Consider the following 24717-nt stretch of genomic DNA (forward strand, 5'->3'; position numbering starts at 1 on the left):
CTGGCGGTTGGCATGAGAGCTGCTCCGGAAGAGAGCGCCTGGCAGACCGTGCCAGACTTGCTCAGCTATAATAGAGGTGTCCGCAGTGACCCGACCTTTTTAAGGAGGACGATTCCCTAAGTGCGTGAACAACATAACGTCAGTGATGACACTCCGGAACGAAGTGTTTTGGCACGATTGATCCTGCCCGACACGAACGCTCCGGCAGATCCGCTCGAGGAATTGCACGGATTGGCAACCACGGCCGGCACCCAGGTGGTCGGCGAATTGATCCAGCGTCGTGCTTCGGCTGAACACGGCACGTATCTCGGCAAAGGAAAAGTCGAAGAGTTGCGTTTGCTGGTCGAAAAGACCAAGGCCGACGTGGTGATCTTTGACAACGAACTGACTCCGGGACAAATCCGAAATCTTGAAAAAGCGATCGGCGCCAAGGTGCTCGACCGGACCGAGTTGATTTTGGATATCTTCGCCGCCGGGGCGCGAACCTATGAATCGCGTTTGGCCGTCGAGCTGGCACAGCTGGAGTACTCGCTTCCGCGGTTGAAGCGGATGTGGACTCACCTGTCGCGTCAGGCGATGGGGGTTGGCATGCGGGGCCCGGGTGAAAAGCAGTTGGAAGTCGACCGCCGGCTGGCTCAAAAACGGATCCATGACCTGAAGCAAGAATTGGGCAAGGTTGAATCACGTCGCGAGCGCCAAGTCGCTTCGCGGAAAGAGGCGCCGACGGTTTCGTTGGTCGGCTACACCAACGCCGGGAAGAGCACGTTGATGAACGCCCTGACCGCCGCCGGTGTGCAGGCCGAAGACAAATTGTTCGCCACGTTGGATACCCGCACGCGGCGTTGGTACCTGCCACATTGGGGCACGGTGCTGCTAAGCGATACGGTCGGATTCATTCGCGACTTGCCGCACTCGTTGGTCGCCAGCTTTAAATCGACGCTGGAAGAGACGCGCCAAGCGGATTTGCTGCTTCACGTCGCCGATGCCAGCAACCCGAACGTGTTCGACCAGATCAGTGCCGTGTACAAGGTGCTCAGCGAATTGGAGATCGAAGAGAAGGACACGCTGCTGGTGCTCAACAAGATCGATGCGATCAAGTCACCGGCGATGTTGAATCGCGTGCTCGATCGCTATCCCAACGCGATTCCGGTCAGTGCGAAGAGCGCCAAGGGAGTCGAAATGTTGACCGAAGCGGTCGGCGAAGCACTCGGCCGTGAGTTTCTGGATCTGGACATCGAAGTCGAACCGGGTGACGGTAAGTTGTTGGCGTATTTGGCAGCCAAGGGCGAGATCGTTTCGCAGCACTACGGTGCCGAGGTGGTCAAGGTCCGCGTCAAGATGCCCGTCGCGGCGATGGGGCCGGCACGCAAGTCCGCCGTCTCGATCCGGCCGGCTGGCACCGGCTCGTTCGCGCCCCGCGAGGCCGCCGTTGATGCTCCCGTCGACACACCGGCTGTCGACACACCGGCTGTCGACACACCGGCCACCGACGTCGCCTAACGCGGCGCTGTCACCACAGGACGGTTGCCGTGGCGCACTGGAATCCGAGCGGAAAACTGGCGGTCGTCACCGGCGCCAGCAGCGGGATCGGACGCAGCTTGTCCGAGCAATTGGTCGCGCGCCAGTGCCGCGTGATTGCCGTCGCTCGCCGTGGAGACCGGCTGCAGGATCTGGCCGACCAGATCGGTCGCGAGGTCGCCGACGAGATGCTGTTGCCGATCGTCGGCGACGTGACCGCCCCGGACACGCGCGAGCAGATCGAATCAATGGTTCAATCGCACGGCGGCACGCTGGACCTGTTGGTCAATAACGCCGGGATCGGCGGGATCGGGCCATTCGAACAGGCGAACGAATCGCGGTTGCGGAAAATCATGGAGGTCAACTTCTTTGCCCCCGTCGAGCTGACTCGCCGATTGTTGCCGTACCTGAAATCCAGTGGTGATGCGGTGATTTGCAACATCGGCAGTGTCTTGGGACACCGAGCGGTACCGGATAAGTCCGAGTACTGTGCCAGCAAGTTCGCAATGCACGGGTGGAGTGACGCCCTACGCGCCGAACTGGTCGCAGAGTCGGTTCAGGTGACGTTGGTCAGTCCCAGCACGACACGCAGCGAGTTCTTCGACACGTTGGTCGAATCGGACTCCGGCGCGACCTCCAAAAGCATCGGCAGTTGGCCGGCCGAACGGGTTGCCGCTGCGACATTGGCGGCGATCCGAAAGCGACGCGCCGAAGTCGTGCTCAGCGTCGGCGGAAAACTGCTCGTGTACGCCGACCGGATTTGTCCATCGCTGATGAACTGGGTGCTGCGAAAGCGGGCCGGCAAGTAGCGGAAGCCGCCGGTGGCTTTCGGGGCGTCCACTACCGGCGACCCGAATCGTATTGCCAGACGGAATCTTAGGCGAAGTGGTCGACGTCGTGGACGACTTGGACCATCGGGTTGGCGCCGCTGGTTCGGAAATAATCCGGCGCCCATCGTCGCAGTTCGATCCACATTGCAATCACGGCGATCAACAAGAACACCATGCTCAGCACGAGCATGACGGTGTAGACGCTCGGTGGCTGTTTGCCACCCTCAGTCGATGGAAGTGTCGACACGGTCACCCTCCAAGATAAATCCTTCGCTGTAGTCTTTCATGATCTCGCCGACGGCACGGTTGGGGGTCGCTTTCAAGACCTTCAAGCGTCCGATGTAGCGAGATTTCCGGGTCACTTCCAATTCGTGTCCGGGGCGGATCCCATCGTCCATCCCGATCGAAACTTCGGCCAAACCCTTGGTTCGATTGATGACCAAGACGTTTCCATTTCGTTCCGGCGGTGCACCATCCAAGGGTTCATTCGGGTCGATTCCCAAGTGCTCGGCGACTTCACGGAATCGAGTCAGCTCTTTCTGCAACGCCAGGTTACGGGTTTCAAATTCCAGCCGGACGCCGCGGGCTTCGTTCAGTTTGTCTTGCAGCACCAACGTCTGGGCGAACAGTGCGTCGCGATCTTCCTGTTCCTTGCGAACCTGATCACGCAGTTTCGCGGTCGTGTCGGTCAGCGTTTGCAACTCGGTGGCTCGGATCTTGTCCACCTGAGCCAGGTTGGAGAGTTCGCCTTCGAGCTTTTGGACCGAACTGATTCGCAGCTGCAGTTCTTCTTGCAACTGGTCCAGCTGGGTTTGCAGGGCGGCCAAAGCGGTTCGGCGGGCGACTTGCTCGCGGCTGAGTGCCGCTTGAGCACGCTGTTTGGCGTCCTCCAGCTGCTCATTCTCGCGAGAAATTGCCTCGATGCGTTCCTTGTATCCGCTCGGCCCCAACACAACATCGCGCCAATTGCGATGTGAAGCATTGACCGCCAAGGCCAAGACCATGAAGGACAGGCTGAGCAGGAAAATGATGACGGTAAACGACTTCCCAAGTAAGGTCATTTTAGGAGCTTTCCTTTGACAGGAGCGGTCCGAACACGTTGTCGAATCGGGATGGGGTTTGGCGACAAAATGCCGGGTTTATGGGCGACGATAAGCCATGGTGCCCATGGTGGAATATCCTTGCGGAAACACAGGATGCACTCGCATCGACCGCCATTCCGCACCTCCGGAAGTATAGTTACCACGAAAATCAAGTGTCAACGAATTCGGCATGAAAACCGCCAATCACCCAGTTTGCCCCAATTCGGCATGGTGAAATTCTGCCTTTCGTCTTTCTTGAGCGGCCTGTGCCGGTCGTAGGGGACGGCTATTTGACCGCCAACATCCGCTCCAAAGCGACCAGGCTCCACTTGCGAACCTCCTCGGGTACCTCGATCGTGTTGACCGGCGTCCCCTCCCGCAGGTTTTCCAGCGACCAACACAGGTGCGGCAGGTCAATCCGGTACATCGTCGCGCACATGCAGACGACGGGGCTAAGGAAATGGATTTCCTGTTCGGGGTGTTCGGCTTTCAGTCGATTGACCAAGTGCAACTCGGTCCCGATCGCCCATTTGGTTCCCGGCGGGCTGTTCTTGACCGTTTTGATGATCAATCCCGTGCTGCCTGAGACGTCGGCCAAATCGTTGACTTCACGCGGGCATTCTGGGTGCACCAGAATCTTGATCCCGGGGTGTTGTTGGCGAAATTGTGCGACGTGTTCGGGGCGGAACATCTGGTGGACGCTGCAATGCCCTTTCCACAGGATCACGCGGCTGTCACGGATCGCCTGTTCGTCGTTGCCGCCGAGTTCCAATTCATACGGATCCCAAACCGGCATCTGGTCTTCGCCGATTCCCATGGTCAGGGCTGTGTTTCGCCCCAGGTGTTGATCGGGGAAAAAGAAGACGCGGTCGCCGCGCTCAAACGCCCACTGGAGCACCGCACGGGCGTTGCTGCTGGTGCAGACGATGCCGCCGTGTTTTCCGCAGAACGCTTTCAAGCTGGCGGCGCTGTTGATGTACGTGACCGGAATCACACGTTCGGTGTCGATCACGTCGGACATGTCCTCCCAGGCCGCTTCGACCTGGGCGATGGCCGCCATGTCGGCCATCGAACAGCCCGCGGCCATGTCCGGCAAAATGACACGGACGCGCTGCCCGCCGCGGCTGGCCAGTTTCTCGGGGCGATTGGCCAGGATGTCGGCCGTTTCGGCCATGAAGTGCACACCACAGAACACGATCGTCCGACACGTTTCACTCTGCGCGGCCATCTCGGACAACTGATAGCTGTCGCCGCGAAGGTCCGTGTGCTCGACGACTTCATCCTGTTGGTAATGATGCCCCAGGATCAGCAGCGAATCGCCCAGCTCTTCACGCACGGCCGTGATCCTGGCAATCAGCTCCTCATTGGACAGCGTCTTGTAGGGCGCCAGTTCGTGGGCCGCTTGGGGGGCAGGGGTGGGGTTGACGGTGGGAAGCGTGGGCGTCGTCAATGGAACTACTTTCTTGTTACTAAAGTCACCAGGAAGTGGGGCAAACCGCAACCTGCATTATACGGGACTTGCCGAAAAGTTTCGATTCCCGCCCGCGGTTTCGCTGCGAAACTGTGCTGCCCTCCCCGCTCCGAGCGTAGACTCCTCCGCGACCCTCCCCGGGGGAGGGTGAAGGCGTCAACGCCTGATTTATCAGAGGCTAAAAACCACACGACCTTGGCAGGGAGTGTGACTGCCGCAAACACCAAACGACCGAACACGTCGCGGGTCGGGGGCGCATCGCCTACGCATTCGTTCAATAAATGATCGCAGATTCGACGCGATAGGGCTGCAGCCGGCTTTCCCCTTTCAGGTCGGACAGGTGAATCAAGAACGAACAACCCAGGATTTCGGCCTCGCAGCGTTCGAGCAGTTTGCAGCACGCTTGCATCGTCCCGCCGGTGGCCAGCAGGTCGTCGACGATGATCACGCGTTGGCCCGGTAGCACGCCGTCGATGTGGACGTGCAGTTCGTCGCTGCCGTACTCCAGGTCGTACGAGTGCGAATGGGTGTCGAAGGGCAGCTTGCCGGGTTTGCGGATCGGGACGAACCCGGCATTGAGGTGCAAGGCCAGCGGCGCGGCAAAGATAAACCCGCGGGCTTCGGCGGCGGCGACGACATCGACCGTTTCGCCGTCAAAGGGAGCCGCCATCGCCTCAGTCGCCGCCTTGAACGCCTGGGGATTGAGCAGCAGGGGGGCGATGTCGCGATAGACGATTCCGGGTTTGGGGAAATCAGGGATATCGCGGATGAAACTCTTGAGGTCAATCGTCATCGAAGCGTCTTTGGCGTGTCGGATGGCTGAACGCCAAAAGCGTAGCTTGATCGAGCCCCCGTTGGTAGCGGACCGGCGCGGTTGCCGTGTCGATTTCAATCGTTGCTGGACATTCCGCTGGCGGCCATTCGGCTGGACGCGATCAGATCACGGTGGTGGTACCACAGCCGGTGCAACGAAATGAATAGAAACGCGTTGGCGACCAACGAGCAGAGCAGGAAGACGTTGACATAGGGGTTGGAGCGGCCGATCGCGCTGGCGGGGCCGGCAATCCCTGCTCGGTCCGTTGGCGGGACGCGATTGCCCATCGTGGGAGCTTCGCTGGCAACTTCGCCGGTACTCGGCGGACGCCTGGCCGATGCCGAGCCCGATCCGGGGGCTGCCGGGCCCGCGGCTTGTCCGGTCGATGCTGCCAGATCGCTCGGGCTGCCCGGTCGTGTGGAGGATGATTCGGACGCCAGTCCCAGCCGAGCTCGATCGGCGTCCAGTCGCGCCAGGCGTTCTTCTTCCTGACGCCGCTTTCGCCCGATCGTCAACTCCCACTGCGTCTCTTCGTCAACACGCTGGCCGAAGCGATCCAAGACGTAGCGTTCCTTGTCGATCGGGTTTCCGTACTTGTCATAGGACCAAGCCCCCGGCGGCAAGCCATCGATGTCTTTTTGGCTCAATCGCGGATCGACATCAGGGCGGCGCGAGGGGCTGGCCGCCGACGAACCCCACCGATCCGTTGCCGTTGCTGCCGTGTTGGCCCCGTTCAAGTTGGCAAAACGTGGATCGCTCGTCGGCTGGTCCGCGTTGGCAAAGGGGTGCGACGGAGTACCCAGTGACGGAATCGGTGGGTTGGTGAATTGTGTCTGGCTGCCAGCGGCGATGGTGGTCTGTGAGGCCGTCTGTGCGGCTGCCTGGGCCGCTTGTTGCTTTGCCTGGTACTCGCGGTAGCTGACGTACAGATCATTGACAAATGCTTTGTCGCGCATCCGTGAATCGGTCGGCTCAATCCCGAACAAACGCCCCAGCTGTGCAATTTGGTCGTAGGTCCAACTGGTCGGCAGCGAGGGGGCCGCGGTGGTGATTGCCGCATTGGCGGTCGTGTCGGTTGCCGGGAAATTCATCGCCGGCATTCCCAGTGATGATCCGCCGGCCGCGGAGGTATCCGGCGCCGGCGTGCCGCCGAATCGCCCGGGGAGTGTCAGGTTTTGCTGGGCCGTCGTGCCGCTGTTGCTTTGGCCGAACGTTTGTCGCGGGACTGTGTTGGGGGGATTGCTCGATGCGCTGTTGTTGGCGTTGTAGAGCGACAGATCGAAATTGGCTTCCTGGGCCGTCGGCGGCCCAAACACGGGACGCGCGGATGGGTCGGAGGCGGATGCGGCGGCCGAGGATGAAGTGGCGTTGCGAGCGAACTCGCTGCCGAACGTGGAAGTGTTGGCCGACGTGGTGTTTTGGTTGGGCAATCGAACGCCCGATGGCAGGCTGCCGAAACCTCGCGATGAGCCGCCAGTCGTCGTTGATCCAATGCTGTTGGATGCCCCGGTGCTGTTGGATGCCCCGGTGTTTGCCCCGCTGCCGCTGTCTCGGGCGGCCGCCATCATCTGCGCCTCGCGGCTCTGTGGATCCTGGGTCGCGCCGACGGTGGCGATCGTGTTTTGATTTTGATTGGTTCGCAGCTCGTTGCGAGTCGCCGTCGATGTCGGGACACCAAAGCTGTTCGATTCGACGCGTTCGGTGGTCGGACGGGATTGGCCGCTGCGCGCGAGTTCACTCAGCCAAGCCCGGTCGCGAGCGGAGGTCGGTTCGGTGGTGGGGCCTCCGGCGCGGGGGCCGACACGCTGGGGATCGACGCCGCCGGTGAAATTGGGCAATCCGATCGATGAAGACGTTGATCCGCTGCTGGTGGCCGTGGATTCACCCCGCCCCTGCGTCGACTCGCCGAACGCTCCCGAGAGTGATTTCGGAATCTCGAAACCGCCACCGGGACCTTGGGCGGCAAGCTCGGCCCGCTCGATTCCCGCGATCGAAATCAGTGCGATAACGGCGACCATCAAGCATCGAATGGTTTCGCCCATGACTTTCTTCCCTGAACAAACGATTGGACTTCAAATCCGTTTCACGCCAGACCCAATGAACTGAGCTCCAAATGAGACCAACAAAACCGAATACGAAACGGCTCAGACGGATTTTCGGCGCGTGTTTCATGACAAGGTAACGGCACCCCCGGGCGAACGTAAAGAGAGGTTTCACGCGCGATGACCGGACGGGCTGGTGGCAAGCTGCACGGACCCGGCGGGGATTGATACATTGCAATCATTCTGAGAACGCGCTCCTGGCCGGACCGCTCTCCGACGGGAATTCACGCGGTCCCCCTGTCTGCAACCTGTCTGCAACCTGTCTGCCAAAAACTAATGAAGCCTTTGCATCTTTCCTATCTTGTGATCCTCGCCATCCTTGCCGGTTGTGGTTCCACGCCGCCGCCGTCAGCCGACGAGGGGACACCGGTCCAGGTCCAATTGAACTGGTACCCCGAATCGGAACACGGCGGGTTGTTCCAAGCCCTGGCCGATGGATCGTACGAATCGGCGAATTTCGCAGTCACGATCCAGCCCGGGGGGCGGGCCACCCCGATCGGTCCCGAATTGGCACTCGAGCGAGCCCAGTTTGCGATCGCCAACGCGGACGATGTCATCCTCTATCGCCAACAGGGAATCGACGTGGTCGCCGTGATGGCGGCGATGCAGAATCACCCTCGCTGTATCTTGGCCCGCAAGGACAGCGGCGTGGAGTCGTTTGAGGACCTGCAAGGAAAAACGCTGCAACGCCAAGCCGGCCGGGCGTTTGTTGAATTCATGCGTTCCAAAGGCATCTTGGACGGTGTCAAGGAAGTGCCCTATCACGGCAGCATCGCGTCCCTGGTGGGAGACCCCAATATCGTGATCCAAGCTTACAGCTGTGCCGAACCGTTGCTCGCACAGCAGCAGGGCGTTCCGGTCAACACCTTGATGGTCAGCGATTTGGGATTCAATCCGTATTCAAGCGTGCTGGTGACGACCGGAAAACTGATTCGCGAGCAGCCGGATTTGGTTCGACGATTCGTCGCGGTCACGCGGCAAGGTTGGCGCGATTACTTGACCGATGGCAGCCAGGGAAACGCCGCGATCTTGAAGGTGAACCAAGAAGGCATGACCGAGGAGGCGCTGACGTTCGGAGCGGAGGTCATGCGGGACCTGGCGATGCCCGGTGATGCAAGCGTCGAAAGCGTCGGCACGATGACGGCCAAGCGATGGAGTGAGTTGTTTGACCAGCTTCGATCGTTGGATTTGGTCGACGCGGAAGAGGTGCGTGTGGAAGACTGCTACACGCTGGAGTTTTTAGAGTAGCGGAAGCCGCTCGTCTCCCCTGTCCGCTTGGTTTTCCGAGGCGTGGACGAGGCGGCGAGTCCGTTCGGATTGCGAACCGCAAGGACTCCTCGCGTCGTCCACTACGGTGCGGTGCCTACTTGATCGAGGGGCCATCGGTTGCCGAACGCTTCGGCGGACGCTCGGACATCAATCCGACATCCCATTCCACTTTCCACTCGCGGTCCTTGTAGACCATCTGCTGCAACGAGTCCAAGTCCTGGGGGCTGGAGACGTAGCCGTGGACCGACAGTCGTTCATCGGTCTGAAGCGGCGGCGCGTGATAGGAGATGATGACTAGGTCAAACTGTGGTTGGTTTTCCAGCTGAGATCGCAATCGGTTCGCCTCGCGGACCCGGGCGCGCGTTTCGTGCAGTCCGTTTCGATAGGAGTCCCAACCGATGACGAAACCCGTCACCGTCGCGATCACGATCACGGCGGTCATGATGCGACGCTCCCGCCGTCTGGTTTGGCCGCGGCGGAAGATCCACAGGACCACCTCGAATATCGCGATCCCAAACGTCGCTCCAAAACCGAACGCGGCCACCGGACCGAACAGGTAGTAACCAAGCCCCACCAACAACAGGTTCAGTACCGTTGCGGCGACGCAGGTGAATAATCTGAAACGCGCTGACTGCATGGATAAAGCACCGACCTCCACTCCGCGAATGTTTCGCCAGACCCATCGAATGGCCCTACCGATTCACCGCTTGCTGATTCGGCACGCATCTGAACCGGCTCGCTGCGAAACACGGTTGCGCGGAGCGGGCACTCAAGAAAGGCAACGCGTGAAACATGCCCCACCACCGCACAGGTCGCTCGCCCGTTGTGGTCAAATCGAGTGAAAAAACGCGACGATGACGGCTCCTCAGTCCGCTCACAACGTTTTGAGGAGGGGGCAGAGCCCGGTTGCCGTCGAGATGAGGGGGAGCCGTCACGCGAAGTCCCCCCCAGCGGTACGAAGGCTCTGCCGTGCCACAGCGTCCTGACACGTTGAAGAGAATCAGGAGGGGGATGCCAGAATGATACGGGGCAGAATGATACGGGGCAGAATGATGAAGTGCCCGCAGGACAGACGGCTGAGTCTGAGGGCGCTCGGTGAAATTAAATCCACCAATCCCCCACGGTGAAAACTCGTCCGCCGGTCACCTGCCCAGGTAGGCGTCGATTTGTTCGGCCTTGCGAAGCAGGTAGGGAATGTGTTGCTCGGTCGTTTTGACCAGCCGTGAGAGCTGTCGCAACTGTTCGCTGAATTCGCCGGCGAACTTGCGTTGTTGTTCGTCACGCCAGGTTTGTTCCAGCTGATTCATCTGGGTGCCGAGCGCCGTCGATCGTTCTTTGAGTTCTTCGACGAAGCGATGGAGATGGGACGCGAATTGTCGGAGTTGTTCGGGGGCGACGACGGCTTGATTCATGGTTGGGGTCTCAGGACTTGGATTGTGAACCGGTCTGTTGGAGGCGTTTGAGGTGAGCGTGGTATTGATGTCCGGTGGCATCCAGGGAGTGTTTGTCGGCCAGATCGCAGAGCAGTTTCAAACTGGCCAGGCGCAACGTGTCCGGCGCGACGACGGACCTTCGCAGCGCCACGGCACGCAACTCCTTCATCGCCGGCAGGTCTTTGCCGAGCGCGAGCAGACATCGGGCGCGAAGAAAATGTGCCTGTGGTGAGAATTCATCCACTTCCAACAGGTGCCCGGCCTCGGCGTACGCGTCATCAAACATCTCCGCGTCGAATTTCGCATCGGCCATCGCCAACCGCAGTTGGACCTGGGACGGGTCGCGTGCCAACCGGGCCTCGCACACCTCGATCCGTCGCATCGCCCAGTCGCCGCGACTGCGTTCGAGTTCGCGATCGGCTTCGGGGGTTTTTAACCGGGACGCCAGGTCGCTGACCTCGCGGTATTGTTGCAGCGACCGCGCAAGAATCGCCTCTTCCAGCTGGAACGTGATCCGTTCCTCGTCGGGAAAGATTTGCGTCGCCTGTTGCAGCAACCGTTTCGCTTCCAGCGGCCGATGCTCGCTGCGATAGATGGCGGCGAGTTCCAGAAAGCCGTCCAGGTCGGTCGGATTGGCTTTCAGCTTGTGTTCCAGTTCCTGGCGTCGTTCCAGCTGGACGGTGCGATGGTGTTCACGTTGCTCGTCGTCCAGGTCGTCCTGCGAATCGGGGACGTTCTTTCGCAGCAACTCACCGGGGCTGACCGGTCGCCAACGCCCACCGTCAAGCGGGCTCAGATTGGGGTTGCCCGATTCGACGAATCTCTCTGCGGATGCCGACGGCTGCCCCGCGGAGGAAGCGGTCTTTGAATCGGAGTCGGACATCGGTTTCCCGCGCTGCGAAAGAAAAACACGTTGCGAAAGAAAAGCGTATCGGGGCAGACAACCGCGCCCGCTTTCCAGTTTGAACGCAAACGCGGCTGGATGCAAATCCGCGGTCGGCGGGATCGGCTTCCAGCCTGTCGGGATTGCAGGTCGGCGCCACGCGGAAATCAATCAACCGTAGCTACCTTCGCCAGAAGGTGGTTCCCGGGGAAGTTCCACGCTCGCATCGAGCGTAGCTACGCTCGTCGATCGCAGTCCGGCGGGCGAGACCGCGGGCGCCATGCCGGACCCTACCAGGGCGCCCGGATGTAGTAGTACCCGAACTGGTCGGTGTGGCTGGGCCAAGGCGGCGTCGGTCGGAACGCGCCGCGGGCGGAGGCGCCGTGGCCCGGTGCGTTGCGACCGAACTGCGACCCGATCGGGTACATCAGGTTCTGGCTGACGCCCCAGGAGTACGTTTGACGCTGGTTGGCCGTCGGCGGAACCACCACGGCCAGCGGCTGGCCCCAGCTCTGGTGATAGTAACCGCCATGCCAAGGATGGCTGACCGGAGGACTCTTTTGAAAGATCCCCGGCCCGCCGGCGGTGGCGTTGGATTGCGCGGCAATCTGGACGGTCGCCAGGCACGCAACGAGGACGAGCAGCTTACGCATGGGTTTATCTCGGTGGGTGGAGAGTGATGTGGTTCAGTGACGGCCGGCCGAATCGGATCAGCGCGGCAAACGCAATTTGTTCCAGTACAGATTGCTCATCGCACGTCGGACCGGCGGGTACCCGTAATGAATTTTCGTGCGATTGATGCCACGACCGTTGTCGTAGACGTTGTGGTATCGGTCGTGGTGCTTGTACATGAATTCGTGCGGGTACAGCGGCTGGTACGTGTTGAACGTGTGGCCGACGAAGTGGGGCACGGGCAGCGGCGAAATGTACATTTGGGCGTTGGCCGTGTTGCAATCGCCGCCGGAGTAAAAGTTGTAGAACAGGTCCTGGTGGTCGTACTGGCGGTTTTGGCAGACGGCGCCGTCCTGCCCGCCGCATCCAGTGGCGAGTTTTCCGAGCAGTCCGCCACCCCCGGAGCCGATCCCGCAGTCGCCGCTGACACACACGCCGCTGCCATCGGTTTGACAACTGCTGCAGTTGGTATCGCCGATCGATGCCGAGGCCAAATCGCCGATGTACCCGCCTTCAGCCGGCAGGGCGGTGTCGCTGACGACCTGGCTGGAAACGATAAACGATTCGGTTTGTGCCTGGGCGTTTGAGGCCGAAGCGACCAGACAGAGCACCGCGGCGGCGGCAGGGAAGTGTTTTGTCAATCGAAGTTTCATCCGGTGGTTCCTCCGAACCCATAGTTCAGCCATTGATTCCGTTCTCGCCCGACCGCCTGGTGCGGTTCGTCGCCGACAATCCGTGTCGGCGAACACAGGCCACCCGGGACGGGGACGCCCGATGGCGGCCGGCCGGATGCGGGCATTCACCCTTCACACGGTTCTGTTCTTCGGCGCCTGATCCCCCGCCACGATAGCTTGCCGCCTCGCGCTGGCGATTTCGGATCAATGCTCAGCACCGCTAGCACCGGCGTCGGTCGCAATTGCCGTTCGACCCGGCCAACCGTTAAAGTCCTCCCGCCGCAGCGACCGCAGCCGTCGGCTCATCAAGTAGGTGGCATTGGGCGATCGCCTGCCGCCCCCTCCCCTCGCCCTAGAATTTTCGCCCTATCTACCCTAACTTGAGCAAATCGGCGTGACCGTGCGGCCGATGGAGAAGGTGGAGATCACGGCCAATCATTTGAGTACAAGGACCCCTATCGCGTGGCAAAACGTCGTCCCCGCAAGCAATCGGAAAAGAACGGCAAGTCGTTGTTTGACGCCGTCGAAGACTCGCTCTTGACGGCCGTCCCGCTGCGCCAAGCCGCCCAGGAACGCTACCTCAACTACTCCCTTTCGGTCATCACCAGCCGCGCGCTGCCGGACGTCCGCGACGGGCTGAAACCCGTCCAGCGACGCATCCTGTACACGATGCACCAGCAGGGGCTGTCCAGCACGGCCAAGCACCGCAAGTGTGCCAAGGTCGTCGGCGACGTGATGGGTAATTACCACCCCCACGGCGACAGCTCGATCTACGAAGCCCTGGTCCGGATGGCACAGCCGTTTGCCATGCGGATGCCGCTGGTCGACGGCAGCGGCAACTTCGGCAGCGTCGACGGGGACAACGCCGCGGCGATGCGGTACACCGAATGTCGGATGACCCCGGTCGCCGGCGAAGTCCTGGCCGATCTGGCCACCCGCACCGTCGCCTACAAGGCCAACTATGATGGCAGCCGCGAAGAACCCGTCGTTCTACCCAGCCGCTTGCCCAACCTGTTGCTCAACGGTGCCACCGGAATCGCCGTCGGGATGGCGACCAACATCCCGCCGCACAACCTGCGCGAGATCTGTAACGCACTGCTGAAATTGTTGCGCGATCCGGAAATCAAAGACTACCAACTCGTCGCCAACGACGCCGTCCAGGCCCCCGATTTTCCCACCGGCGGCCAGATCATCAACACCAAGGAAGAACTCCGCGAGATCTACCAGACCGGCCAGGGCACGATCAAACTGCGCGGCACCATCAAGCACGGCGCCAAAAGCCGTGCGGGAAAGGTCATGCAAATTGACTCGATCCCCTACACCGTCAACAAAGCCCTGCTGGTCGAACGGATCAGCGAACTGGTCTTCGACGGAAAACTGCCGCTGGTCACCGAAGTCCGGGACCTGTCGACCGACGAAATCCGCATCGACCTGTTGCTCAAGAAAGACGCCGACGAAAACAAAGTCCTGGCGTTCCTCTACAAGCACACGGATTTCCAAAAGAACTTCAACGTCAACCTGACGTGCCTGGTCCCCACCGAAAACCCCGAACTGGGAACCCCCGAGCGGCTTTCGCTCAAAGAGATGCTGTGGCACTTCCTGCATTTTCGCTTGGAAGTCGTCACGCGTCGCCTGGAAAACGAGCTGGCATCGCTGGAGCGACGCATCCATATCCTCGAAGGGTTCGCGTTGATCTTTGATGCCCTGGATCAAATCATCAAAATCATTCGCCAATCGGACGGGAAAGCCGACGCGGCGGAAAAGATCATGAAGCGGTTTCCGGCCAGCAAAGGCGGCTTGGACGCCGAGCAGACCGACGCGATTCTGGAATTGAAACTGTATCGTCTGGCGCGTCTGGAAATCAATTTGATCCTGGACGAGCTGAAGGACAAAAAGAAACGCGCCCGCCAGATCCGCAAACTGCTGAGCGAAGATACCAAAGACACCAACGCCTCGGGACGCTGGAAAATCGTTCGCGAAGAAATCGAGGGGCTGGTCGGTGAATATGGACGCGACGCGGCAAGCCGCCGACGCACCGCCATCAACACCGTCGATGATGAAATCGAATACTCGGCCGAAGACTTCATCGTCGCCGAGAATTGTCACGTCCTGGTCACCAAAGACGGCTGGATCAAACGGCAAAAACAGATCGTCGATCCCTCCAAAAGCCGGCTGCGTCAAGGCGATTCGGTGCTCGCCTGCGTCGGCGGCAGCACCCGCGCCACGTTGGGCCTGTTCTCCTCACTCGGCGTCTGTTACACGACCCGCTTCATCGACATCCCCGCCTCGACCGGGTTCGGCGAACCGATTCAAAAGCTGTTCAAAATGAAGGACGGCGAACGCATCATCGCGGCCATCTCGTTCGACCCGCGGCGGATCGGCCAGATCCACGAAGACCCCAAGCACCCCGATTACTGTCCCGAGGTCCACGGCTTTGCCGCATCGAGCAACGGCTACGCCTTGCGGTTCGGACTGGCCCCCTTTGCCGAACCGTCCACCCGCAGCGGTCGCCGCTACGCCCGCGTTGCCGGCGACGCCGCGATCGTCGATGTCGTCGCGATCACCGGCAGCGAGATCATCCTGGCCGTTTCGGCAAACTGCCGGGCGATCATTTGTGAATCCGAAGAGATCAATTACCTGTCCGGTGCCGGCAAAGGGGTGATGTTGATCCGGCTGGCCGACGACGATCGCTTGCTGGGATTCAAAGCCAGCACGGGGGATCGCGATCTGATGACGATCGAGACCAACCGCGGCGCGAAGAAGACCGTTTCGACCGCCAAGTACCGCGTCACCAGCCGGGGCGGCAAGGGCGTCGAACTGCAGAAGAACGGCAAGATCGCCAAGATCATTTCGCCGCCGGTCGCCGCGCCGGAACCCTTCGAAGACGATTGAATTTCACAAGTTTCAAGTTTCAATTTTCTCGTTCCCATGTTCGTGGAACATGAGTGTTTATGTCAGCAATCGCGACCAAAACGAATTACAACGCCGATGCCATCGTCGCCCTGGAAGGCCTGGATCCGGTTCGCAAACGCCCGGGCATGTACATCGGCGGCGTCGGCAGTGCGGGGTTGCACCATCTGATCTGGGAGATCGTTGACAACTCCGTCGACGAGGCGATGAACGGTCACGCCAGTGAGATCGTGGTCACGCTTCACAAAGACGGCCAGACGATTTCGGTGTCCGACAACGGTCGCGGGATCCCGGTCGACAAGCACCCCAAGACGAAGAAACCGGCGCTGGAAATGGTGCTGACGATTCTGCACGCCGGGGGCAAATTCGAAGGGCAAAACTACAAGACCGCCGGCGGTCTGCACGGCGTCGGCGCCTCGGTCGTCAACGCGCTCAGCAAAGAATTGACAGCGGTCGTCCGTCGCGACGGCGCGCAGTACAAGATGGAATTTGAACGCGGTAAGCCGACGTCAGAACTGAAAAAACTGAAAGGGGCCGTTCGCGGCAGCGGGACCACGATCACGTTCACGCCCGACCCGCAAATCTTTCCCAAAACCAGCTTCGATTCGGCCGTCATCCGCGCCCGCTTGGAAACCGCCAGCTTCTTGCACCGCGGCGTCAAAGTGACCTACGTCGATGAAGTCGCCAAGACGAAAGAATCGTTCATCCACGAACACGGCATCGTCGACTACCTGAAAAAAGTCCTCAAGGAACGCAAGGCTCGGCCGATCCACGAGACGCCGTTCAGCCACTCGGTCGACGACGACATGCGCATCGAAGTCGTCTTGCAGTGGACCGAATCGACCGACGAACACGTCCGCAGCTACGTCAACGGAATCCCGACCGGCAGCGGCGGGACCCACGAAAACGGTTTCCGCGGCGGATTGAACAAAGCCGTGCGGAACTACATCGACACACACAACCTGACGCCCCGCGGCGTCAAGATCACCCACGAAGACATCCGCGAAGGAATGGTGGGGATCGTCTCGGTTTTTGTCAGCGAACCCCAGTTCCAAGGCCAAACCAAGGACCGGCTTAATAACCCGGAAGTCCAGGGCATGGTCGAAGCCGCGGTGCGTGGCGAGATCGAACAATGGATGAACAGTAATCGCTCAATCGCCGATTCCATCATCGCGCGGATCATCGCCGCCGCCCGCGCCCGTGCGGCCTCCCGTGCCGCATCCGAAGCCGTCTCACGCAAGGGCGGCGCCAAACGCACGATGCTGCCGGGCAAACTGAGTGATTGTTTGTCGGGCGGGAAAATGGAATCCGAACTGTTTATCGTCGAAGGCGACTCCGCCGGCGGCAGTGCGAAACAAGGCCGGGACCGAAATTACCAGGCCATCCTGCCGCTCCGCGGAAAAGTCCTGAACACCGAAAGCGCGACGCTGAAAAAGATTCTGGACAACAAGGAAATCCAGGATGTCGTCGCCTCACTCGGATGCGGCATCGGACCCAAAATGGACATCGGCGGATTGCGGTACGGACGCATCATCCTGTTGGCCGATGCCGATTCCGATGGTCACCATATCACCACGCTGTTGTTGACGTTCTTTTACCGGCACATGCCCCAGTTGATCTCCGACGGTCGGCTGTTCATCGCCGTGCCGCCGCTGTACCGGATCGATCTCGGCAAAGAAACCTTTTGGGCCAAAGACGACGCCCACCGCGAAGAGATTTTGGAGAAACATGCCGGACGGGCCAAGCCGGAAATCACCCGCTTCAAAGGCCTGGGCGAAATGATGCCCAAAGTGCTTTGGCAAACCACCCTGGATCCGGCCCAACGCCAACTGCTACGCGTCGAAGTCGATGACCAATTGGAAACCGACCGCGTGATCAGCGACCTGATGGGACGCGACGCGTCAGCCCGGTTCCGATTCATCATGGAACGCGCTGCCGACGCCGAAGTGGATGTTTAGGGGCTTGGGAGAGAAGGATGGCAGAATGATGAGGGGCAGAATGATGGAAGGCAGAATGATGGAAGGGCTGTTTGCGGGCGTTGGAAATGATGGTGTGGAAAAGTGATCGGGCAATGTCCCGTATCATTCTGCCCCGTATTATTCTGCCCCGTATTATTCTGCCTTCCCACTGCCTGACGCCACCACAGCATCGCCCCACGTTCAAGCCTTCAGTTTCTCTCCCAGTCGCAACAATTCCAGGACCGCGTCGGCCGCTTCGTCACCCTTGTTGCCGACCGTGCCACCGCTGCGTTGGAGCGCCTGTTCCAGCGTGTTGCAGGTCAGCAATCCGAAACCGATCGGTTTGCGTGTTTGAACGCCCAACTGCATGATCGCATCACTGACGCTGCGGTTGATGTGTTCATCGTGCGTCGTTTCGCCTTTGATCACACACCCCAGCGTGACGACGCCCAACACTTCCTTTCGGTCCAGGGCGTTCGCAGCGACCATGACCAATTCCCAGGCGCCGGGCACGCGGATGACTTCCAAATCGGATGGGGCAAACCCGGCGCGGGTCAACGTGTCGACGCTTCCGCGGACCAGCGAATCACAGATGCCTTCGTTATAGCGGCTGGCGATGATGACAATTGTCCCGGAGGGAAGTTTGCCATCGATCCCGGTTATCTCAGTCAACATCCTTCACACTCAGCAAAAACTCGGCGTTGTTTTGTGTTTTTCGCAATCGTTTGATCAAATCGTCCATGGCATCGACCGGCGAGACTTCGGCCAGACCGCGACGCAGTGCGGAAATCCGCTTGAATTCTTCTTGGTCCAACAACATCTCTTCGCGGCGTGTACCGCTGCGGCTGATGTCGATCGCCGGCCAGATCCGTCGGTCGACCAAGGATCGGTCCAAGACGATTTCCAGATTTCCGGTGCCTTTGAATTCCTCAAAGATCACGTCGTCCATCTTGCTGCCGGTGTCGACCAGAGCGGTCGCGATGATCGTCAACGACCCGCCTTCTTCGGTCTTACGTGCCGAGCCGAAAATCGACTTGGGTTTTTGCATCGCACCGGCATCCAGGCCACCGCTGAGTAGTTTTCCGGTTGATTCACCGTCGCTGTTGTGGGCGCGGGCCAGGCGTGTGATCGAATCGAGGAACACCACCACGTCGACTCCGGCTTCGACCATCCGCTTGGCTTTCTCAATCACCATCTGTGCGACTTGGATGTGTCGCTGGGCGGGTTCATCGAAGGTGCTGCTGATGACTTCGCACTGTGGCCCGCGGACTTCGCGTTCCATGTCCGTGACTTCTTCCGGGCGTTCGTCGATCAACAGGATAAAGACGTAGGCTTCGGGATAATTCGTCAGAACCGCCCGCGCCATGTTTTGCATCAGGACGGTTTTACCGGCTCGCGGCGGGCTGACGATCAATCCGCGTTGCCCGAAACCGATCGGCGTCAGCATGTCGACCACGCGCGTCGACATCTCGCCGCCTTCGTGTTCCATCATGATCCGACGGTCGGGGTGCAGCGGGGTGAGTTCTTCAAACGGGATCGCGGCGCTACGTTGTGACGGATCGCGACGATTGATCGCCTCGATTCGCAGCAGTGCAAAGTAGCGTTCGTTTTCTTTGGGCGGGCGAATCTGGCCGGCCACGTGGCTGCCGGTTTGCAGCCCGAAGCGTCGGATCTGGCTGGGCGAAACGTAAATGTCGTCCGGGCAGGAGACATAGTGGTGCTTGCTGCTGCGCAAGAACCCGAACCCGTCGGGCAGGATCTCCAAAGTGCCTTCGCCATACATCAGCCCGCCGACTTTCATGCGGTGCTTCAAAATGGCAAAGATCAGCTCCTGCTTGGACATCTGGTCGAAGTCCGGGATGCCTTCCTCACGAGCCATCTCTAGCAGCGTGGGGTCGCCGAGTTCTTGCAGTTGCGCCAGATTCAGCTGGGGGCCGTCTTCGCCCGACGGGATTCCCACGCGTTTGCCGACTTTGGTCGCTTCGCTGACGATTTCTTCGGGCAGCGACAGCGGATCGCGTTCCGCGTCAAGTTCCCGGATCCGTCGATCGACGACCTTGTCGGGGTGTCGTTGTTGGCGTTGGCGGCGCTGACCGGAATACTCGCGGGATCCGCCGTGACGTTTGGAGCCGCGGCCGTCACCGCGGTGTTCGTCGCCCGAAGGCCGATTGGATTGCATGATTCTGGCGCCCGGGGAGGACGCATGGGAAGAAGAAGAGTGGGGGGTCTGGCAGCGAACTGCAACGAGGAGGGAGGCAGGAGGAGGTGTCGAACCGTCCGGTGGAACCGGCCCAACGGTGGAGGGTAACGGAAATGTTAACATCGGCGAAAGCTCGCCGGCCAGTTTCGGGGCACCGATTCACGAATTCGTGTCCTGGTCGGACGTGCAGTGACGCGTTGTCGGCGGCGAATTCGCGGCCGCTCGGGCGTCGCCACGTGATAGCATTCTAGCGAGATGCCGCCACTGTAAACGCAGATTTTGATGCAAAGCGTCTAAGGTGGCGTCATTGCGCATAACAAGATTGCTGAGTCGGCATTTCGTCTCTATCGGCATCTGATTGGATTCTCGCCGATCCAATTCTGCGGCGTCCCAGCCGCGTTTTTTGCTGCGCAACAACCGATTTTCACGCGTCGCGTCGATACACCAAATCTGGTCGCAGCTTCGATCCCAGCCGGATTCAAACAACAGCGGCACGTCCAGCAACGCGACCTCCTTTCCATGGTCAGCCGCCTCGGCGATCCGCCGCCGAATTTCTTGACGCGTCAGCGGGTGCAGCACCGATTCCAGGAAGGCAAGGTTTTCCCGTTTTACCGAATCGTTACCAAACACCAGGTCGGCCAACGCGGATCGGTCGATCGAGCCGTCTGCGGCCAAAATCCCGTCACCGAATCGGGACGCAAGCGTTGCGACCACGTCGGGTCGGCCCAGAAACTCGCGAGCGATCAGATCGGCATTGATCCACTCCGCTCCCAGCGACGCAAGGAATTCGGCGGCCGAGGATTTGCCGCCGGCCGGCGATCCGACGATTCCCAGAATCAACATCGCAAATCGTTTCGACCGGTTACGTAGAATACAGCCAGGCTGAACAGGCCGGGCAGTGGGTCAAGTATCCCAAACGGACGCGATCGACCATCTGCGTGGTCAGCGTCTGGTGACATCCGCCACAGGAATCGTCTTCGATCGGTGCCAACGCTTCTTCACCACGGCCGTCGATCAAGCGTTTGTATTCCGAGCGGGCCGCTGCCGGGATTTCTGCTTCCGCTTTGGTCAGCTCATTGCGGACGTGGTCCAAATCGGCTTGCACGACGACCATTCGGTTTTCCACCGCTTCGACCCGCTTTTTGTGCTCGGCGGTTTTCTCGGCCAAGTCTTTTTCGGCAGCGGCGACAGCTTCGTTGAGTTCGTCGATTCGTTCCAGCCCTTCAAGGATCTCGTCGCTCTGAACGCTGTTGGCTTGTTGGTCGGCGGCGATCTGCTCTTTCAGCAGGTCAAATTCCTTGTTGCTGGCCGCCGTGTTCAATTTGGCTTTCAAGCCCTCGATGCGATCTTCGCGGGTCTTCAATTGGAGCTGTTTTTCGTCACAGGCGATGGTGGCGTCTTTGACGTTTTGTTTGGCCGCTTCGAGCGCGTCGCGGCAGCCATCAAGAATGCTCTCGCCCGCCTTGATCTGCCGCGGCCCGCGATCCAATTGGCCCTCCAAGTCGTCGATCTGCAAGAGCAACGAGTGCAAACGTCGCAGTAAGGCGCTTTCGAATTGTGTCTTGTTGTCGACGGCCATGAAGTTCAGTATCCCGAGGAGAATGTGTCACCAGCGGGCACCATGATACCGCCGCCGGCCACTCAGCAGGAACCCGTCGACCGATCGAGATGCCGCAGCATTTCGGATCGTCGAATCGCCCCCTTGCGATTGAACAACCGGTCGCGGGACGCTTCAGGCACGATCAGACGCCGAACATGTTTCGGCCGTTCCCAACGTGGCAGCGAGCGGACGATCGCGTCGATCTCTTCCAACGGAAGCACCTCGTGGGGCGTCTCGATCCAATACTCCACCCCGCGGCGTTCCGGATCGGCCACCACGACCGCGGTCCGCACGTCGCGGATCGCCGCCAACTGCTGCTCCAGCCCCGACGGGTCGATCTTGTGCCCGTTGGACAACACGATTCGGTCGTCGCAGCGCCCCAAGATTTTCAATTGCCCCGAGTTCGGACAGATCCGGACGCGGTCCCCCGTGTCAAGCCAACCGGCCGCGTCGATCCGACGCCCGGTCGATTCTGGATCCAGCCAATAGCCACGCATCAAGTGCTTTCCGCGAACGAACAGACGCCCATCGTCCAATCGAATTTGCCAGCCATCGACCGGTCGTCCGGCGTGACCCGGGATTGAATCCTCGGGCGTCTGACTGGCGATCACCGGCCCGGCTTCGGTCAAACCGTATCCTTGGATCACGGTCACGCCACGCTCGCGCCACCGCCTAAACTGGTCCGGCGTCATCGCCGCGCCGCCGCAACCGATCAGCCGCAACGAGGGCGGGATCGGGCCGCAGTCCATCACGCGGCCGGCCAAACTGGGAACCAGATTGCACAGTGTCGGCGAATACCGATCGCAAGCTTGTTGCCAGCCGTCAAATCCCCGCGCGATGCCCATCGTGCAACCGGATAACAACCAGGTTCCCAAGTCGCACGTTCGCGCATAACCGTGGGCGATTGACAACACCGTCAGCCGCAGGTCCGATTCGGATTGTGGGACGGCACGCAATTTGGCGGCCGCATTGAGCAACTGACTTTCGTGCGAAAGCGCCACCCCCTTGGGCTCTCCCGACGTGCCGCTGGTCCACAGCACCAACGCATCATCGTCGGGCTGCACCGTCGACGGCACGGCGAGCGGCGGGTCGCTACCGCCGCTCATGGACGCGATGTAACCGCGGCGGACAAGCTGGTGCTTTTGCGCGTCGTCCAGCCAATGGCAATCTAACTTGCGGCGACAGCTGGCCAGATAATCCGGTCCGCCGTCGACGTCGACGGGGATTTCCACGAACCCCGCAGCCATGCACGCCAGCGCCACGATGACGTCCTCGGGAGTGTTTCGCACCACGTGCATGATCGGGGCGACGCTGGGGAAGTGTGTGCGAAACTCGACCGCAACCTGGTGGACCCAGCGAGCCAACTGACCCCAGGTGACGGACTCCAGCGGCGCGGGGGGCTCCGCAGGTGTCAGGCATTGCTGCCCGAGCAGTAGAAACGCCCGACCATCGGAAATGCGCTTCGCATTTCTCTCAAACGCGTCGATCAGGGTGCGAAGGGACTGGGGCACACGACAGCCGGGGAACGATCGGTCGGGGAGATACCAAGGGGATTGAGGCTCGATCGGAAAAGTCGCCGCGAGCGAAAAGGGGACGGGGGTTGAATGCCGCGGGCATTCGTCAAAAGGGACGCAGCAATCGCTGGTGTTCAGGCTTTAGCCGCCCACGGTCGCTGCCAAGCAGCGACCGGCAATCGCCTAAAGGCTAGACACCAGCGCCTCTGCCCGACTTCTTTTCGCCCGAATCGCCACGGCGTCATGATCTTCAGACCGAGCCTAGGGTAGGAAGATTTGGCAGCTAGGAAAATGGGGAGAGCGCGATGAGGTCTTTTTCCCAGCTCCGACGGCCCACCCGGGCGGTCGCGGAAAGCACCTCGTGCACTTCGCCGCGACAGCGATCAGCGATCGAACGTCGATTTGTTGCGAAGGATGTGGTGATAGTGCTGGGCGAATCGGTGGGATTCGTCGCGGACGTATTGCAGCAATCGCAGCGCGAACGAATTCTTGCTCAACCTCAGCGGTTCGCTTTCGCCGGGCCGAAAGATCTCTTCGTCGCGTTTGGCCAGTGAAATGACCGTCGGCGGGGTGATGTCCTGATCCCGGAACGCCGCCATCGCGGCATTCAATTGCCCTTTGCCGCCGTCGATCAGCAAGATGTCGGGAAACGCATCGCTGTCATCGCTCAGTCGACGGAAACGCCGTGAAACCACCTCATAGATGCTGCGGAAATCGTCGATCCCCGCGACGTCTTGAATTTTGAATCGGCGGTAGCCGGGTTTGAAGGGCAATCCGTCGATGAACTGCACCAGGCTGGCGACCGTTTGGCCGCCGCCCAGGTGGGCAATGTCGACGCCTTCGATCACCCGCGGTGTTTCCTTGAGCCCCAGGACCTTGCGCAGACCCGCGAGTCCCTTTTTGGGGTCGATGTAAAAGACCTCCGGTTGAGCGTGGGTGTCCAGTTCGCCGCGTTCTTCGAGTCGTTCCAGCATTTGAATTTCATCGCGGACGATGGCCGCGCGTTCGAAATCCATCGCCTTGCTGGCGGCCATCATTTCATCACGCATCTCCTTGATCAGCTTGCGTTTGCCGCCTTCGAGAAACGTTTGCAGCCGCTTGATGTCGCGGCGATAGTCGTCTTTGCCGATGCGAAAGTTGCACGGCGCGGTGCACTGGTTGATGCTCGCCAGCAAACAGGGGCGAAACCATTTCCAACGTTCGTCGGATTCGGAGATGTCCAGCGAGCAGGTGCGGAATTTGAAGATCCGTTGCAGCACCTGGATCGCGCCGCGGAGTGCGCCGGCGCTGGCAAACGGCCCGTACAGTTTGACGCCTTTCGCTTTGGGTTCACGCGTCACTTCCACCCGCGGAAACTCCTCGCGGGTCGTGATCATCAGGTACGGGAACGTCTTGTCGTCTTTGAGTTCCTTGTTGTGTTTCGGCTGGATGTCCTTGATCAGCCGCGACTCCATCAACAGCGCGTCGACTTCGCTGTCACAGTCCATGTAATCGATGTCTGCGATTTCGCCGATCCAGGGCGCCGTCCGCGCGTCCTCGGCGGCGGCTTTCAAGAAGTAGCTGCCGGCGCGACTGCGCAGATTCTTTGCCTTGCCGACATAGATCACCCGTCCGGCGTCGTCCTTCATCAGGTAGACGCCGGGCGACTGGGGGAACGTCTTGACCTTGGCGGCGGCCTGGTCAAAACCGGTCGGTGTGTTGTCGGGGGAGTCGGTCATCAAGTTATCCAGCAGTCCTCCCTGTTGAAGCGTGCGGTTCCCACACTCCCTCGGGGAGGGTCGCGGAGG

Annotated in this window: 22 protein-coding genes; 5 read left to right on the top strand and 17 right to left on the bottom strand. The window is 60.4% G+C overall.

Annotation, left to right across the window (positions count from 1 at the left end):
- Positions 1-120: 120 nt before the first annotated feature.
- Positions 121-1500, top strand: coding sequence for a GTPase HflX (gene hflX / locus H1B37_RS01770; RefSeq protein WP_182864896.1), 1380 nt, complete (start codon positions 121-123; stop codon positions 1498-1500).
- A gap of 29 nt (positions 1501-1529) precedes the next feature.
- Complete coding sequence (locus H1B37_RS01775; RefSeq protein WP_182864897.1) at positions 1530-2327, top strand: SDR family NAD(P)-dependent oxidoreductase; 798 nt, start codon at positions 1530-1532, stop codon at positions 2325-2327.
- A 67-nt stretch (positions 2328-2394) separates the two neighbouring features.
- On the opposite strand, the gene H1B37_RS01780 is transcribed toward H1B37_RS01775, so the two are convergent.
- The 5 genes from H1B37_RS01780 to H1B37_RS01800 all read right to left on the bottom strand — a co-directional run bounded on the left by H1B37_RS01780 (position 2395) and on the right by H1B37_RS01800 (position 7757).
- Complete coding sequence (locus H1B37_RS01780; RefSeq protein ID WP_182864898.1) at positions 2395-2595, bottom strand: hypothetical protein; 201 nt, start codon at positions 2593-2595, stop codon at positions 2395-2397.
- The gene (locus H1B37_RS01785; RefSeq protein ID WP_286177315.1) at positions 2573-3409 is read right to left on the bottom strand and encodes a hypothetical protein; all 837 of its coding nucleotides are present in this window, start codon (positions 3407-3409) and stop codon (positions 2573-2575) included. Before H1B37_RS01785 ends, H1B37_RS01780 begins: the two co-directional genes overlap by 23 nt.
- A 307-nt stretch (positions 3410-3716) precedes the next feature.
- Positions 3717-4880, bottom strand: a complete 1164-nt coding sequence (gene nadA / locus H1B37_RS01790) for a quinolinate synthase NadA (RefSeq protein ID WP_182864899.1) — start codon at positions 4878-4880, stop codon at positions 3717-3719.
- A gap of 295 nt (positions 4881-5175) precedes the next feature.
- Positions 5176-5694 (bottom strand): adenine phosphoribosyltransferase, encoded by a 519-nt coding sequence (locus H1B37_RS01795; protein WP_182864900.1) that lies wholly within the window; start codon positions 5692-5694, stop codon positions 5176-5178.
- A 95-nt stretch (positions 5695-5789) separates the two neighbouring features.
- Positions 5790-7757, bottom strand: a complete 1968-nt coding sequence (locus H1B37_RS01800; RefSeq protein WP_182864901.1) for a hypothetical protein — start codon at positions 7755-7757, stop codon at positions 5790-5792.
- A gap of 336 nt (positions 7758-8093) precedes the next feature.
- Here H1B37_RS01800 and H1B37_RS01805 point away from each other — a divergent pair, with 336 nt between their 5' ends.
- Complete coding sequence (locus tag H1B37_RS01805; protein ID WP_182864902.1) at positions 8094-9065, top strand: ABC transporter substrate-binding protein; 972 nt, start codon at positions 8094-8096, stop codon at positions 9063-9065.
- 115 nt (positions 9066-9180) lie between these two features.
- Here H1B37_RS01805 and H1B37_RS01810 read toward each other — a convergent pair whose 3' ends face one another.
- The 6 genes from H1B37_RS01810 to H1B37_RS01835 all read right to left on the bottom strand — a co-directional run bounded on the left by H1B37_RS01810 (position 9181) and on the right by H1B37_RS01835 (position 12873).
- Complete coding sequence (locus H1B37_RS01810; protein ID WP_182864903.1) at positions 9181-9723, bottom strand: hypothetical protein; 543 nt, start codon at positions 9721-9723, stop codon at positions 9181-9183.
- A 505-nt stretch (positions 9724-10228) separates the two neighbouring features.
- The gene (locus H1B37_RS01815; RefSeq protein ID WP_182864904.1) at positions 10229-10498 is read right to left on the bottom strand and encodes a WXG100 family type VII secretion target; all 270 of its coding nucleotides are present in this window, start codon (positions 10496-10498) and stop codon (positions 10229-10231) included.
- A gap of 10 nt (positions 10499-10508) precedes the next feature.
- Entirely contained in the window at positions 10509-11402 is an 894-nt protein-coding gene (locus tag H1B37_RS01820) for a tetratricopeptide repeat protein (RefSeq protein WP_182864905.1), read from the bottom strand.
- Between the two features lie 290 nt (positions 11403-11692).
- Positions 11693-12055, bottom strand: a complete 363-nt coding sequence (locus H1B37_RS01825; RefSeq protein ID WP_182864906.1) for a hypothetical protein — start codon at positions 12053-12055, stop codon at positions 11693-11695.
- 57 nt (positions 12056-12112) lie between these two features.
- Positions 12113-12727: a hypothetical protein gene (locus tag H1B37_RS01830; protein WP_182864907.1), complete on the bottom strand. Its 615-nt coding sequence runs from the start codon at positions 12725-12727 to the stop codon at positions 12113-12115.
- Complete coding sequence (locus H1B37_RS01835; RefSeq protein WP_182864908.1) at positions 12724-12873, bottom strand: hypothetical protein; 150 nt, start codon at positions 12871-12873, stop codon at positions 12724-12726. The genes H1B37_RS01830 and H1B37_RS01835 overlap by 4 nt, the downstream gene beginning before the upstream one ends.
- Positions 12874-13210: 337 nt before the next feature.
- Between H1B37_RS01835 and H1B37_RS01840 the strand changes: the two genes are divergently transcribed.
- Together H1B37_RS01840 and H1B37_RS01845 are read left to right on the top strand one after the other, a co-directional pair.
- Positions 13211-15640 carry a DNA gyrase/topoisomerase IV subunit A gene (locus tag H1B37_RS01840; RefSeq protein ID WP_182864909.1) on the top strand — a complete coding sequence of 810 codons (2430 nt, stop codon included), beginning with the start codon at positions 13211-13213 and terminating at the stop codon, positions 15638-15640.
- Positions 15641-15699: 59 nt separating this feature from the next.
- The gene (locus H1B37_RS01845; RefSeq protein WP_182865054.1) at positions 15700-17616 is read left to right on the top strand and encodes a DNA gyrase/topoisomerase IV subunit B; all 1917 of its coding nucleotides are present in this window, start codon (positions 15700-15702) and stop codon (positions 17614-17616) included.
- A 201-nt stretch (positions 17617-17817) separates the two neighbouring features.
- On the opposite strand, the gene ribH is transcribed toward H1B37_RS01845, so the two are convergent.
- The 6 genes from ribH to H1B37_RS01875 all read right to left on the bottom strand — a co-directional run bounded on the left by ribH (position 17818) and on the right by H1B37_RS01875 (position 24648).
- Complete coding sequence (gene ribH / locus H1B37_RS01850) at positions 17818-18288, bottom strand: 6,7-dimethyl-8-ribityllumazine synthase (RefSeq protein WP_436298054.1); 471 nt, start codon at positions 18286-18288, stop codon at positions 17818-17820.
- Positions 18281-19795, bottom strand: coding sequence for a transcription termination factor Rho (gene rho / locus H1B37_RS01855; protein ID WP_182864911.1), 1515 nt, complete (start codon positions 19793-19795; stop codon positions 18281-18283). The genes ribH and rho overlap by 8 nt, the downstream gene beginning before the upstream one ends.
- A 180-nt stretch (positions 19796-19975) precedes the next feature.
- Positions 19976-20659: a dephospho-CoA kinase gene (gene coaE / locus H1B37_RS01860; protein ID WP_182864912.1), complete on the bottom strand. Its 684-nt coding sequence runs from the start codon at positions 20657-20659 to the stop codon at positions 19976-19978.
- 19 nt (positions 20660-20678) lie between these two features.
- Positions 20679-21395, bottom strand: coding sequence for a zinc ribbon domain-containing protein (locus H1B37_RS01865; RefSeq protein ID WP_182864913.1), 717 nt, complete (start codon positions 21393-21395; stop codon positions 20679-20681).
- A gap of 62 nt (positions 21396-21457) precedes the next feature.
- Positions 21458-22927, bottom strand: a complete 1470-nt coding sequence (locus H1B37_RS01870) for a class I adenylate-forming enzyme family protein (protein ID WP_353620757.1) — start codon at positions 22925-22927, stop codon at positions 21458-21460.
- Between the two features lie 386 nt (positions 22928-23313).
- Positions 23314-24648, bottom strand: coding sequence for an excinuclease ABC subunit UvrC (locus H1B37_RS01875; RefSeq protein ID WP_182864915.1), 1335 nt, complete (start codon positions 24646-24648; stop codon positions 23314-23316).
- Between the last annotated feature and the right edge of the window lie 69 nt (positions 24649-24717).

The sequence above is a fragment of the Stieleria mannarensis genome (assembly GCF_014154935.1).
Taxonomy (GTDB): Bacteria; Planctomycetota; Planctomycetia; order Pirellulales; family Pirellulaceae; genus Stieleria; species Stieleria mannarensis.

What these genes read in the sequence shown, in the direction of transcription:
- H1B37_RS01785 (WP_286177315.1), bottom strand. Translation starts at nt 3,409, where the DNA reads ATGACCTTACTTGGGAAGTCGTTTACCGTCATCATTTTCCTGCTCAGC.
- H1B37_RS01795 (WP_182864900.1), bottom strand. Translation starts at nt 5,694, where the DNA reads ATGACGATTGACCTCAAGAGTTTCATCCGCGATATCCCTGATTTCCCC.
- H1B37_RS01800 (WP_182864901.1), bottom strand. Translation starts at nt 7,757, where the DNA reads ATGGGCGAAACCATTCGATGCTTGATGGTCGCCGTTATCGCACTGATT.
- H1B37_RS01805 (WP_182864902.1), top strand. Translation starts at nt 8,094, where the DNA reads ATGAAGCCTTTGCATCTTTCCTATCTTGTGATCCTCGCCATCCTTGCC.
- H1B37_RS01810 (WP_182864903.1), bottom strand. Translation starts at nt 9,723, where the DNA reads ATGCAGTCAGCGCGTTTCAGATTATTCACCTGCGTCGCCGCAACGGTA.
- H1B37_RS01815 (WP_182864904.1), bottom strand. Translation starts at nt 10,498, where the DNA reads ATGAATCAAGCCGTCGTCGCCCCCGAACAACTCCGACAATTCGCGTCC.
- H1B37_RS01820 (WP_182864905.1), bottom strand. Translation starts at nt 11,402, where the DNA reads ATGTCCGACTCCGATTCAAAGACCGCTTCCTCCGCGGGGCAGCCGTCG.
- H1B37_RS01825 (WP_182864906.1), bottom strand. Translation starts at nt 12,055, where the DNA reads ATGCGTAAGCTGCTCGTCCTCGTTGCGTGCCTGGCGACCGTCCAGATT.
- H1B37_RS01830 (WP_182864907.1), bottom strand. Translation starts at nt 12,727, where the DNA reads ATGAAACTTCGATTGACAAAACACTTCCCTGCCGCCGCCGCGGTGCTC.
- H1B37_RS01835 (WP_182864908.1), bottom strand. Translation starts at nt 12,873, where the DNA reads ATGCCCGCATCCGGCCGGCCGCCATCGGGCGTCCCCGTCCCGGGTGGC.
- H1B37_RS01845 (WP_182865054.1), top strand. Translation starts at nt 15,700, where the DNA reads ATGTCAGCAATCGCGACCAAAACGAATTACAACGCCGATGCCATCGTC.
- rho (WP_182864911.1), bottom strand. Translation starts at nt 19,795, where the DNA reads ATGCAATCCAATCGGCCTTCGGGCGACGAACACCGCGGTGACGGCCGC.
- coaE (WP_182864912.1), bottom strand. Translation starts at nt 20,659, where the DNA reads ATGTTGATTCTGGGAATCGTCGGATCGCCGGCCGGCGGCAAATCCTCG.
- H1B37_RS01865 (WP_182864913.1), bottom strand. Translation starts at nt 21,395, where the DNA reads ATGGCCGTCGACAACAAGACACAATTCGAAAGCGCCTTACTGCGACGT.
- H1B37_RS01875 (WP_182864915.1), bottom strand. Translation starts at nt 24,648, where the DNA reads ATGACCGACTCCCCCGACAACACACCGACCGGTTTTGACCAGGCCGCC.